9 protein-coding genes are annotated in these 12,409 nt (G+C 56.0%); 1 reads left to right on the plus strand and 8 read right to left on the minus strand.

Features of this window, described 5'->3' with window-relative positions; translation table 11 throughout:
- Positions 1-72: 72 nt before the first annotated feature.
- Entirely contained in the window at positions 73-2,673 is a 2,601-nt protein-coding gene (locus DWX25_RS04930; protein WP_117799331.1) for a transglutaminase domain-containing protein, read from the plus strand.
- 35 nt (positions 2,674-2,708) lie between these two features.
- Here the strand turns inward: DWX25_RS04930 and DWX25_RS04935 are convergent, their stop codons facing one another.
- The 8 genes from DWX25_RS04935 to rfbB form a co-directional block, all read right to left on the minus strand.
- On the minus strand, positions 2,709-3,548 hold the full coding sequence (locus DWX25_RS04935) for an SDR family NAD(P)-dependent oxidoreductase (protein ID WP_158557597.1): 840 nt from the start codon (positions 3,546-3,548) through the stop codon (positions 2,709-2,711).
- 4 nt (positions 3,549-3,552) lie between these two features.
- Positions 3,553-4,581, minus strand: coding sequence for a glycosyltransferase (locus DWX25_RS04940; RefSeq protein ID WP_117635101.1), 1,029 nt, complete (start codon positions 4,579-4,581; stop codon positions 3,553-3,555).
- An 8-nt stretch (positions 4,582-4,589) separates the two neighbouring features.
- Positions 4,590-5,684: a polysaccharide pyruvyl transferase family protein gene (locus tag DWX25_RS04945; protein ID WP_117794229.1), complete on the minus strand. Its 1,095-nt coding sequence runs from the start codon at positions 5,682-5,684 to the stop codon at positions 4,590-4,592.
- 10 nt (positions 5,685-5,694) lie between these two features.
- The gene (locus DWX25_RS04950) at positions 5,695-6,954 is read right to left on the minus strand and encodes an oligosaccharide flippase family protein (protein WP_158557596.1); all 1,260 of its coding nucleotides are present in this window, start codon (positions 6,952-6,954) and stop codon (positions 5,695-5,697) included.
- A gap of 2 nt (positions 6,955-6,956) precedes the next feature.
- Positions 6,957-8,210 (minus strand): hypothetical protein, encoded by a 1,254-nt coding sequence (locus DWX25_RS04955; RefSeq protein ID WP_117799329.1) that lies wholly within the window; start codon positions 8,208-8,210, stop codon positions 6,957-6,959.
- On the minus strand, positions 8,207-9,769 hold the full coding sequence (locus DWX25_RS09660; RefSeq protein WP_117858867.1) for a glycosyltransferase: 1,563 nt from the start codon (positions 9,767-9,769) through the stop codon (positions 8,207-8,209). The genes DWX25_RS04955 and DWX25_RS09660 overlap by 4 nt, the downstream gene beginning before the upstream one ends.
- Positions 9,769-11,244, minus strand: a complete 1,476-nt coding sequence (locus DWX25_RS04965) for a sugar nucleotide-binding protein (protein ID WP_117807898.1) — start codon at positions 11,242-11,244, stop codon at positions 9,769-9,771. Before DWX25_RS04965 ends, DWX25_RS09660 begins: the two co-directional genes overlap by 1 nt.
- A gap of 121 nt (positions 11,245-11,365) precedes the next feature.
- Positions 11,366-12,388 carry a dTDP-glucose 4,6-dehydratase gene (gene rfbB, locus DWX25_RS04970; RefSeq protein WP_117807892.1) on the minus strand — a complete coding sequence of 341 codons (1,023 nt, stop codon included), beginning with the start codon at positions 12,386-12,388 and terminating at the stop codon, positions 11,366-11,368.
- Between the last annotated feature and the right edge of the window lie 21 nt (positions 12,389-12,409).

The following is a 12,409-nucleotide window of genomic DNA, read 5'->3' on the forward strand; positions in this document are numbered from 1 at the left end:
ATAAAATATGTGCGGAGTGCTGGCCTGGAGCTGCCTTCGGACCCTATTGGCTGCTCACCGAGAGGCTCCGCTATGAAACGACCCCTTTACTACCTGCTCTGCGCGATCGCGTGCACGTCCATGGTCGGCGCGACGATGCCCATGGCGGCCATTGCGGAAGCCATTCAGCCTCAATCAACTGCCGCGCAACAGACACAAACCGATACCGCAACCAGCGATACCGACAAGGCCGAAGACACCACGAGCTCAAATGCCACCGGCTCAAGTGACCCCACATCAGATACAGAGGACAACAGCGGCGCCCCCGCCGGCGCGACCAGCGCAACCGACACAGCCACCCCGGCAGCCCCTACCCCCCAACCATCCCTCCGAGCCCAAACCAACGGCACGCCCGAGGCAATCTCCGCCGCGGCAGAAACCGGCTACGCCCACTCCGCCACCGCAACCCAAAACGGCGTCACCTTCACCGTCTCGTGGAACGATGCCCCCGCGGGCTCCGCAACGACCTTCCATGTAACCCAGACCAACGGCTCGTCCCAGGCCAAGGCGCGCATGGACGTGCCCACCTATTGGGACGGCGGCAGCCAGGAAAGCGTCTGCGATCCGTCGCGCCCGGCATGGGCCAGCTACTACAGCCTGGGCGCCGCGGGCCACGACTTTACCTTCGACTTCACGGCGTCGGGCACGTACCGCATCTACTTCTACTTTATGGACAACGACAGAAACGACCCCCAAAACGACAAGGGGATCTACTACCTGCGCACCACGACGGAGGTGACCGTAAACGACCCCGCCCGCCCGAGCGTCACGCAGATCGTCAACGGTGCCGTGGACCTGTGCAGGCAAGAGACAGACGGCTCGGAATACGACATGGCGCTGTGGCTCCACGACTGGACGCTCGACCAGCTGGAGTACGACCACAGCCTCAACTGGTGCTCGGCCGAAAGCGGCCTCACGCGCCACCAGGGCACCTGCGAGAGCTACCAGCGCATCTACTCCAAGCTCCTTGACGCCGCGGGCATCGCCAACGGCCGCATCACCGGCAACGGCCACACCTGGAACGCCGTAAAGATCGACGGCAAATGGTGCCAGATGGACCTAACCTGGGACGACACCAGCGACAACTGGTACGGAGACCTGGACCAGCGCCATCTGTACTTTGGCCTGACCGACGAGCTCATGGCAATCGCCCACTCCGACCACACGGCTAACTACCAGAAGGCCGACTACGCCTACCGCTCGACCGACCTATCCAACAATTACTTTGTGCGAAATGGCAAGGCCGATGAATGGGCCGAGAAGTATGCCGACCGCATTCAGCAGCACCTGGATGCCAAGGAAGAGGGCTTTTCCATCAATGCCGACAACAAGTTGTTTCCGCCGAGCATCTCGGGGATTCAGAACGGGATTGTTGCTTATGCGATGAATCAGAGGGAGTGGAAGACCGGTGGCGCCAAGGTTGAGCTTACTGCGGCATCTAGCGTCACAAAAGAATCGAACAGCAAATGGAGCGCCAAGTACGACCTCACAGCAAGCTATGAGACCACGTACGCCATAACAACCATGCCGAAGGACTGTGAAGTATACAACGGAGCCCAAGCCGAATTCACCGTAACGGCACCAAGCGCGACATCGTTCCAATGGCAATGCTCCGACAACGGAGGTTCAAGTTGGTACAACACGGGTATAGGCGGCGAAACTTCCAGGCAGAAAACCCTGAGGTTTGCATCCAATGCCCAGCTCGCGAAGAGGCTCTACCGCTGCCTAGTCTCGTTCCCGAACAGCAGCACCCTCGCAAGCGAGCCCGCACGCCTCGTCCTTGTCGCCCGATACGCCATCAGCTCCCAGCCCGAAGACTGCACAACTGCCGCAGGGTCAACAGCGTTCTTCGCCATCGAAGCAGAGCGGGCTACTTCGTTCCAGTGGCAATGCTCCGACAATGAGGGCAGATCATGGTACAACACGGGGATCGGAGGTGAGACTTCCACGCAGGCGAGAATCGAGTTCACTGCAAGTACGGGATTGTCAAAACGCCGCTATAGATGCTTGGCATTCTTCCCTGATGGGACTAGCTCGGCTTCAAACACTGCGCAACTAAAACTAAGCGCTAACCAAATAACCGGGCAACCGCGAGACACGGCCGCCTCGACTGGATCCGAAGTGTCTTTCTCCGTGCGAGCCCTAGGTGCCATCTCGTACCAGTGGCAATGTTCCGACAATGATGGGAAGGGCTGGTACGACACCGGGATTGGCAATGCCGCCTCAAAGCTGCCTACGCTGCGGTTCACCGCCAGTGCCGCACTTGCGAAACGTCTCTACAGGTGCGTTGTCACCTTCCAGGATGGAACAACAGCTGCGACTCAAAACGCCAAACTCTCGTTATTGTCGAATAAAGAGAGGATCACCACGCAGCCGAAAGATTGCGCAACGAGCGCAGGAATTGAGGCCTCGTTCTCAATCGACGCTGAGCACGCGGCCGCATTTCAATGGCAATGTTCTGACAACGGAGGCGGGACCTGGTACAACACCGCAATCGGAGGTGTCACCTCGAAAAGTTGCACCATAAGTTTCATTGCAACCGAAGGCTTGGCAAAGAGGCTGTTTCGATGCTTAGTCTCCCTCGAAGACGGTTCGACGCAAGCCTCCGAGGCAGCCAGGCTGCTTCTACGGTAAAGGAGATCTCATACTTTGAAGCGCCCGCAAAGCCGCTACCGGATATCACAGACCCCACGGCCACCGGAGACGTACAAAGTATCGCCAACGACCATGTCGCCCATGGGGCTGGCCAACATCACGGCGAACTCTGCGATCTCCTCGGGCATGGCGAACCTGCCAAGCCTGTTGTCCTCAGCGGAGATGCTGTCGCCCTTCTCGACGCCAAGAAGAGGAGTCGCCGTACTGCCGGGCGCAATCGCGTTGACTACAATGCCATGAGGAACCAGGGCGGATGCCATGCCCTCAGTGATGCCCTTCAGACCCCACTTCGACACGCGGTAGGGAGACCATGCGGGCTCGTTGCCGGCCGAGGATGAGACGATAAGGATATGCCCATTGCTGACCTTATCGGAAATCATGCGCTTTGCAACAGACTGCACCATGAAGTAGACGCCGCGCAGGTTGATGTCCAAGATACGATCGTATTCCTCAACTGAAAAATCGAGAAACCCGCCCATGGAGACGTCCTCGGTGTGAACGCCGGCAGAATTGACTAGGATATTGATGGGGCCGTAGAATGCCACCGCCTCGTCGATGACTTTCGAAAAGGTCTCTGGCTCGGCAAGGTCGACAACAACCCCGGCGCAATTCCCGCCAAGCTCTAACACCACCTTGTCGACCTTCGCGCGCCTAGTGCCGGCGATGACAACATTCGCGCCGTTCTTCAGGAACGCCTTGGCGACCGCCTTGCCGATTCCGCCTGAGCCTCCCACTACGAGGGCGGTCTTCCCCTTGAGCAAGCATTCATCGCCGACGGTCTGCATCACAGGCTGTATATTCTTTGCTTTGAGAGCGACGATGCCCTGCTTGATTGCGTGCTTTAAATTCGCCATGCACCTACTCCTCGACATCCATGAACTTGCCTTTATCGGCCTCGAGCCCCTTCCGATTTCGATCTATGACCAGCTTCGCGTAAAGCACGGGTGCCATGCCGCAGCATGCAATCTTTACTTTCTCGGAACGGCCGACCTCGCTGTTCTTGAACACGGACAGCCAGTTCTTCCTAACGTACGCCGTACATTCTTTCACGAGTTCACCTTCGGAGTCCATTTCATCCGCACCTATTATCTGAGTGAGTAGGAACTCGTAGTTTCGCCAGATATGCCAATCGCATGCGTGGCGAACCATCGGAGTGTCCAGAGTCAAGTTCTCTTTAATGAATTTAATATTTCCAAGGGCGTTCTTGCCATTTTGAACGTTGTAGTTGGTAAGACCGCTACCCATGTTATTCAGACGGTAGTTGTAGACCTTACGTCTACCGACGCCCACATGATTAGAGTGCTGTGCAACCTCGGTAGCAAAGTACAGACCCTCGCCGAACCAAGGAACGGAAAACGAAATATTGTTGTCGACAACTACGGAACGTTTGTACAACTTATTCCAAGGCCCTAGTCGCATAAAGGGATAGATGATGGCAGAGGTAGCGCGCTCTGCCGACCAGGTCTCTCGGACATCCTCAACAATCTGCTCCCTATCGCGCGTTGTAAAGAGATTCACCGAGTAGGACATGTCGGAGCCGGTGCTCTCTGCCAAGTCGACCAAATATTCGACACAATCGGGCTCCAGCCAGTCGTCACCGTCCACAATCATGAGATAGTCACCCGTCGCGACACCAAGTCCCGCATTCCTAGCGGAGCAAGTGCCGCCATTAGGCTTGTGAATAACAATAGCCCTAGGGTCACGTGTAGCATAGTCATCGCAGATGCGACCGCTGTCATCGGGAGAACCATCGTCAACGAGAATAATCTGGAGATTCTTATGGGTTTGAACCTCAAAGGAATGAAGAAGCTTCGGCAGAAATTGTTCAGATTTGTAAACAGCGACGATGATGGAAACAGATGGCTGACTCAAAATACGACCTTCCATTCATTATTCTAGCGAGCAAGACGGGCGGAGAACTCGCCAACGGTGTCACAAAGGAACTCCGAGGAGGACTCACGGTTGACGGCAAGCGACTCATTGACGCCCGCCCAATCAAAATCGTTGAGGCAAAGCTCTTCTGGCTGAAGCTCCGTGCTTATGCGGGAATCCAACCCGTAGCGAGAAAGAATTGCTTTGTTACGCTCCGCATACTGCTCAGGCAGAATATCGACAAAGGGCGTATTGAACAGCAACGAAAAAGCAGTCCCGTGGAATGAATCCGTGAGCACGCAGGTAGCATTGTCAAACAGCCAAAGGAATTCATGAAGCGACGGGTAGAACAAATTCTTCCCCATCGTCTTACGAAGCGACGGACGAATGCTAACGACCTCGAGGCCGAGTGACTTGCATGCGGCAGCAGAATAGCGGTCGAATGCATCGCTTGGATGCAGGTTGTAGATCAGGCAGTACTTCCCATTCACCCCGCGGGGAGCACGAGGCTCAACACGATCAAACCAGGCCTCTTTTGAGAGCAGGTGCACGGGGTCGACAACGGTTTGCGCCTCAAGTCCCATTTCCTCAAGAGTTTTCTGCCCACTTTCCTCGCGCACTGAAAGCCTATCAAAGCGCGCAAACGCTTTGGCGGCACGTTCGCGTTCGCGTGGATCGAGGCCATTTTTACCAAAGGAGGAAGAGAAGGAGAACTTGTAGGCATCGTCTGATGCGCCCTCCAAAAGGTAGGCGCCCTCGATGTTTCCATCAGACATGATGTTCCACACTTGGTCGCCTCCCACACAAAGGACAGGGTACTCCGCAAGAAGCTTACCGAGCTCTTCTGAGTCGGTAACCCTACGGCTCTGCTTCAACAAATCACTCCTCATCGCCTCGAACTTACGGGCACCAATCGCTTTTGGAATCGCACGAATCGGACCGAGCGCGCCAGAGGTCCTCATGGCATCTGCTAAAGGAAAGTCCCGGGGGATGCGGTAGTCAACATACTCAGCATTGATACCCATTGAGGCGAACGCATCCTGAAGGGCATATGCTTGCAGAATGGAACCGTAGTTCGGCACTGCATGGCGTGACAATATACCGACGCACTTTTTCATTTCTTATTCCCTACCTTTCGCAATCGGCGGTAACACTTCGAGACGGAAACAAGTATCCGCGCGCGAGCCAAATGCGACTCACGCACATAATTGCCTCAGTAAGGCAACGGATGATGCAAATGACCTGCAAACTCGCGACTCCTATTGCAGACACGGTCAAAAGCGAAACAATGCAAAATACAGCAGATCCAACTGTGGTGAAGGTAACCTCAGTGACTTTGCCAGAGGCGCCAAGAATCGGCCAGCCGACCATCGTTGCATAGAAGGAAAACAGGAGTACAGGTGAAGCCCAGGCGATAACCCAGGAACCTGATAGATAGTCCTTGCCACCGAGCACGAGCATAACTACATCGGAAAGCGCTGCGAAAGCGATGGTGCCAATGAGCAGAACGGGTATAGAGACAAGGAGCAACTTCCTTGCAAAACCGTAGTCACCCCCCTTGACCATATGGGGGTACAGACTGTTCACAATTGGCGAATAAAGGGACTGGATGGCATTAATTGCAGTCACAGCAAGGGACCAGTAGGAAATCATCGCCTTGTTGGTAATCACGATACCAATCAAAAGCGTAGTGAAACCGGAAAAAACGACGGAGGCCATGTTCGAGAAACAATAGAGCGCGGAAACCTTCAGCTCTGAAAGCGCCTCGCATAGGGGGACGAACGTAATGGTGGTACCGAACATTCGCTTGGCGGAAATGAAAGACCAGGCAAGGGCAATAACGCTCGAAAGGATGTCGAGAATAGGAATCCACAGAATGTCATCGATAGAATGGACAACGACGAACGTCAAGGCAGTAGAGACACCCTTCGAGACAAAATAGCGAGTCGTCAATGGGCCCATGTTTTCATGTCCCTGGAAAAGAAAGTCCGGAGCAACTGCCTTACCGAATACAGCAACAAATGCAAGCATGGTATATAGCATGTTCGAATGAGTAATGGGGATGAACCAGGCCACAACAACAACGATAGCGCCGGTCACTACACCAAGCAACAGGCGAGCCTCTGTCACAGCGCCGATAGCCCGGTTCTCCTCTTCGACAGTCTCGGATTTTGCTATGCGTTTAGTACCGGAAAGGTTGAAACCAAAATCGACGAAAGTCTGGGCGAAAGTCATGAACGACACAACATACGCGTAGATCGCGTAACCCTCCGGCAGAAGCACACGTGTCAGATAAGGCAGCGTAATGAGGGGAAAAATGTACTTAACAATCTGCAGTCCGTACTGCCAAACGACATTGCTGTAGAAATGTTTGTGTTGAGAACTCAAAACTAAACTCCGAACAAACCATGAAGAATAAAGCAGGACATATCGGCGACGCTTGCGAGATAAGCCCACTGAACGACAAAACCGATAACCGCAATAATCGCAAGTGCGATATCTATAAATAGATTTACGGCATCATCCTTATGACTCAAAGAAGCTAAGACAAACAACGTTGAGCAAGGCATCGCATACCGAAAGAAAACATCTGCGGCAAAAAATACTGAAACTGCAATGCATAGGGCAGACCAAATGCCTGAAAAAACAAGCAAACCGGATTTAGAAACGTCGTAACGCCTAAACACCAAAAGGATGCAGAAAACAGCGATAGCTTCAAAATAATATCGGTACCCCATAAGCAACACACTATGTTGAGATGCTGCGGCCCATCCCCAATCGCTGAACTCGCTATATACAGAAAACTTATCCAAAGCGCTCATAAATAGAGAAAGAACAGGTATCGTCCTGAAGGAGGCCGGTAAGGCGGCGGAAAGTATATTTGATAAAGGAAGTAATGCAAGACTGATGCCGTAAATGGCAATCTCATTTTTTACGAAAAGCAGCACAACTCTTAAAGCTATCACCGGTAAAACAGATGAATGAGTAGAGGCGGCAAAGGCGTAAAGCAAAATCAATACAACCGGCCCGGTACGCTTCCCAAAGTCCAAATAGAGTGCCAACAAAAGCAACGAAAAAGCCGGGGTACTTTTTGCATAAGAGAGAACGTTGAAAAACGGTGGGATTGCCACTGAAATCAAAAGGGCGGCACAAGTCCTCCTAAACGACCACCCCTGAAGCACGGCATAATCGTCAACAATAAAGGCCAAGACTGAGTAAAAAGTTGCTGTAACTGCGCTTCGCAGAAGATGGTCATCATTAAATCTCGAAACAATCCAAGCAAAAAGGTTGTAACCATGAGACCCCACAGAGGAATAGACACCCTTGATTGAAAGGAGGTCCCAAAATGATGTCTCACGAAAGATAGGCAGACTGTTGGTATATCGATCAATGTCAGCCATTAATGTCGTATTAACCCCATAGGCAATTGCGCCAGAGCAAAGACCAACCAGAATCGCCAGGCCCACACTCGAATGCTTCTCGGACCTAATATAAAGAATAATGAAGAAAATCGAAGCAAAAGGAAAGAGAAAGCATGATAGAAGGGCGAGGAGAAAATAGGCGTTGTTATATGCACCGGCGTCAGATTTGCGAGGAACAATGCGATGCGAGTTTGTCAAATCAAGCTCGAGTGTATCCATCATCCTACGACCTTTCCGGTCAAGTTGCCGTAAAGGCTGTATACAAGATTATGAAGTGCTGGCGAAGATGCAAAAAGCCCGCAGCGAAAGCGCCAAGTCTTGCTCGCAAGAGGGTTGCCGGCGACCTTCCTGCAGCGTTTCCTCGCATTAAGGACATAAGCCTTAGCCTTGCGCCTGTCGATGCATTTATTCAAATCCAGCCTCGACGCAACGCGAAGAGAGCAAAAAGCCTCAAAGCAAGCAAACGCATCTTTCAACTCAGGTCTATCATCAACCACGTCTCTCACAGTTGACAAAGACGCTTCCATGCCCTCAAGGTGCTTGTCTTCGTATTTCTTATTCGTAGTAATGGAACCCTCGCGGGCAAGATAGCCATAAAGCTCTGCGCCAGAAATACAAGCCTTATCAACACTAGAGAAGACAGTAGCTTCAACGCCAAAGTCCTCGAACAGTTGTCCCTCGGGAAACGCAAGGAGCGGGAATAGTTCCCTAGCATACAGCTTCGCGCAGGCAGAGCCGGACTCACCGTTAAGCAGAAGCAACATTCCAAGAAGTTCGTCGCCGGAAACGATCTTGCCTTCGCCAATCTCTTGACACCCAAAGTCGTCAGTCGAGTCAATCTTCTTATATTCACATGTGACAAGCGGCACGCCCGTCTTCTGGGCAAGGGCAACCATATGCCCCACGGCCCACTTGTCCAGGACATCGTCACCGTCCACAAATGTGACAAAGTCGCCAGTAGCACGGGCGAGGCCGAAGTTACGAGCGGAAGAGAGGCCTCCGTTCTCCTTGTGCACGAGTTTAACTCGATCATCATCCGCAATGGTACGGGCACATATATCTGCCGTATCATCGGTTGCCCCATCATCAACAACCACAATTTCTATGTTTTTATACGTCTGGCCCATAAGAGAGCGAAGACAAGCCGCGGCGCATTCGCCCACGTTATACATGGGGACGACGATGCTTACCTTTGGGGTCTTACCGTTTTCCACTGGGAAGCCACCCCCCCCCACAAATCGCTTAATGGGTTTAGCGGGAACCCCGGCAACGATCACGTTGTCGGGAACGTCGCGAGTCACCACCGCATTGGTACCGATAATCACACCGTTGCCAATGGTCACACCGGGCATCACCGCTGCACCTTCGCCTATCCACACGTTATCGCCAATGCGCACGGGCTTAGTAACTATCTTTCGATCATCAGGCGCCATATCGGGCAACGAGGGATCGTCGCCATAGGACCCATGACTGTTATCAGATATAAAAATATTCGAAGCCATGAGCACGTTATCTCCGATAACGACACTCTCATGCGCAGAGATATGAACTCGATCGTTTATCTTGCAGTTCTTGCCGACAATTAGAGGGGTGCCGTCACCAGCAAGGTCGAAACGACAAGAATAACCACAGGTGAAACCCTCACCATAAACGAAGCGACACTTGCCACCACGAAGGTAAAAGGGGCGGCGGACAAGTCTCGCACCAGGGAACAACACCTTGGTGAGAAGTAGCGCCCACACATTTTTAAACGTCTCAGAAGGACCATATTGACCAAACATTAGGCTTCACCATCCTGCATGGCGAAAGTCTTGAGGTACTCCCCCAGCTCTTCTTCCCAGTCGGGCATGTGGAAGCCGGCGGCCTCAAGCTTGGACAGGTCGAGCGCGGAGTGGACCGGGCGCGGGGCGATGGGGCCCTCGGCGTTCGCGTAGTAGTCGGCGGTCGACACAGGCACGACCCTGTCGCCGTTGCCGTTGGCGGCCTCGAAGACGGAGCGGGCGATGTCCGCCCAGGACTTGACCGCGCCGGAGCCGGTGCAGTTATAGATCCCGTAGGGGGCGTGCGTCCCCAGTACGTGGAAGATGGCCTCGGCCATGTCGCGCGTGAAGGTCAGGCGGCCCAGCTGGTCGTCCACGACCGTGATCTGCGCGAGGCCGTCCTCGGGATCGGCTACGCGGTCGGACAGCCCCCTCATGGTCTTGACGAAGTTGTGGCCCTCGCCGATGACCCAGGAGCTGCGCATGATGTAGTGGCGCGGGCACCCTGCCACGGCGATGTCGCCGGCGGCCTTGGTCTGGCCGTAGACGGACAGCGGAGAGAACGGCTCGTCCTCCGTATGGACCTCGGCGGTGCCGTCGAAGACGTAGTCGGAGGACACGTGGACGAGCGTGATGCCGTGCCCGGCGCAGGTGCGGGCGAGGAGGGCGGGCCCCGTCGCGTTGGCCTTCCAGGCGGTCACGCGGCCCTCGGGGGTCTCGGCTTTATCCACGGCCGTGTAGGCGCCGCAGTTGATGACGGTGCCGTAGAGCGACCAGTCGTACTTGGAATAGGCGTCCGGGTCGGACATGTCGAAGGTGTCGATGTCGCAGAAGTCGAAGTCCTTCGCCACGCCGCGCTCCTCGGCGAGCTTTCGCACCGCACGGCCCAGCTGGCCGTTGCAGCCGGTGACGAGCGTCCTCTTGGGCGCCATGGGGACGACGTCCCTGAGCATCGGGTGGTTGAGGTCCGCCTCGGAGACGGTGGCCTGGTCCAGCGGGATCGGCCACTCGATGGCGAGCTCCGGGTCGGCGAGGTTCACGAAGGTGTAGGTCTTCTTGAGCTCCAGCGACCAGTGGGCGTCCACCAGGTAGGTGTAGGCGGTGCCGTCCTCCAGGGCCTGGAAGGAGTTGCCCACGCCGCGCGGGACGTAGATGGCCCTGGAGGGGTCCAGCACGGTCGTGTAGACCTTCCCGTAGGTGGCGCTGCCCTCGCGCAGGTCGACCCAGGCGCCGAAGACCGAGCCGCGCGCCACGGAGATGAACTTGTCCCAGGGCTCGGCGTGGATGCCGCGGGTGACGCCGCGGCTGTCGTTGTAGGAGACGTTGTTCTGGACGAAGCGGAGGTCCGGGATGCCCAGGGCGCACATCTTGGCGCGCTGCCAGTTCTCCTTGAACCAGCCGCGCGAGTCGCCGTGGACGGCGAGGTCGACGACCTTGAGGCCCTCGATGCCGGTCTCGGCGACGGAGAGGTCCTTCTCGAATGCGATGTCTGCCATGTGGGAAAAGCTCCTATCGAAGAGGTTCAGGTTGCGGGCGCCCGCGCGGGGACGCAGGATCATCCCCATGCCCTGCGGCCCCGCGCGGGCGCCCCGCGGTGCGGTTCGCCGGGATGCGGTCTTACTGGCCCTGTGCGCGGTAGCGGGCCTCGGTGGCCTCCTTGGCCGGGCGCCACCAGGACTCGTTCTTGACGTACCAGTCGATGGTGGCCTTGAGCCCCTCGGCGAAGTCGGTGTGGGCCGGCCTCCAGCCGAGCTCGCACTGGAGCTTGGTGGAGTCGATGGCGTAGCGGCGGTCGTGGCCGGGGCGGTCGGCGACCCAGTCGAAGTCCTCGGGGTCGCGCCCCATCGCCTCGAGGATCATGCGCAGGACCGTGATGTTGTTCCTCTCGCCGTCGGCGCCGATGAGGTAGGTCTCCCCCGTGCGGCCCTTGGTGAGGATGTCCCAGACGGCGCTGGAGTGGTCCTCGGTGTGGATCCAGTCGCGGACGTTCTCGCCCTTGCCGTAGAGCTTGGGGCGGACGCCGTCGATGATGTTCGTGATCTGCCTGGGGATGAACTTCTCCACGTGCTGGTAGGGGCCGTAGTTGTTGGAGCAGTTGGAGATCGTGGCGCGAAGGCCGTAGGTGCGGGTCCATGCGCGCACGAGCATGTCGGAGCTGGCCTTGGTGCTCGAGTACGGCGAGGACGGGTGGTACGGCGTCTCCTCGGTGAACTTCGCCGGGTCGTCGAGCGCCAGGTCGCCGTAGACCTCGTCGGTGGAGACGTGGTGGTAGCGGACGCCGTGCTTCCTCACGGCCTCCAGCAGGCGGAAGGTGCCCTCCACGTTGGTGCGCAGGAACGGCTCCGGGTCGGCGATGGAGTTGTCGTTGTGGCTCTCGGCGGCGTAGTGCACGATGGCGTCGTGGCCGGGGACCAGCCCGTCCAGCAGTTCCGCGTCGCAGATGTCGCCCACGACGAGCTCCACGCGGTCGGAGGGCAGGCCCGCGATGTTCTCGGGGTTGCCTGCGTAGGTCAGCTTGTCCAGGACTGTGACGTGGACCTCGGGGTGGTTGTTGACCACGTAGTGCACGAAGTTGCTGCCGATGAAGCCGCAGCCGCCCGTTACGATGATGTTCTTCGGTTCGAAGAGCTCTTCAGACATGTTTCTATCTCCCATTGGATC

It is taken from the genome of Collinsella sp. AF18-8LB (assembly GCF_003459795.1).
Classification (GTDB): domain Bacteria; phylum Actinomycetota; class Coriobacteriia; order Coriobacteriales; family Coriobacteriaceae; genus Collinsella.

Bases quoted from the DNA above. Each gene is read 5' to 3' on its own strand.
- DWX25_RS04945 (WP_117794229.1), bottom strand. From the start codon at position 5,684: ATGAAAAAGTGCGTCGGTATATTGTCACGCCATGCAGTGCCGAACTAC.
- rfbB (WP_117807892.1), bottom strand. From the start codon at position 12,388: ATGTCTGAAGAGCTCTTCGAACCGAAGAACATCATCGTAACGGGCGGC.
- DWX25_RS04955 (WP_117799329.1), bottom strand. From the start codon at position 8,210: ATGATGGATACACTCGAGCTTGATTTGACAAACTCGCATCGCATTGTT.
- DWX25_RS04935 (WP_158557597.1), bottom strand. From the start codon at position 3,548: ATGGCGAATTTAAAGCACGCAATCAAGCAGGGCATCGTCGCTCTCAAA.
- DWX25_RS09660 (WP_117858867.1), bottom strand. From the start codon at position 9,769: ATGTTTGGTCAATATGGTCCTTCTGAGACGTTTAAAAATGTGTGGGCG.
- DWX25_RS04940 (WP_117635101.1), bottom strand. From the start codon at position 4,581: ATGGAAGGTCGTATTTTGAGTCAGCCATCTGTTTCCATCATCGTCGCT.
- DWX25_RS04930 (WP_117799331.1), top strand. From the start codon at position 73: ATGAAACGACCCCTTTACTACCTGCTCTGCGCGATCGCGTGCACGTCC.
- DWX25_RS04965 (WP_117807898.1), bottom strand. From the start codon at position 11,244: ATGGCAGACATCGCATTCGAGAAGGACCTCTCCGTCGCCGAGACCGGC.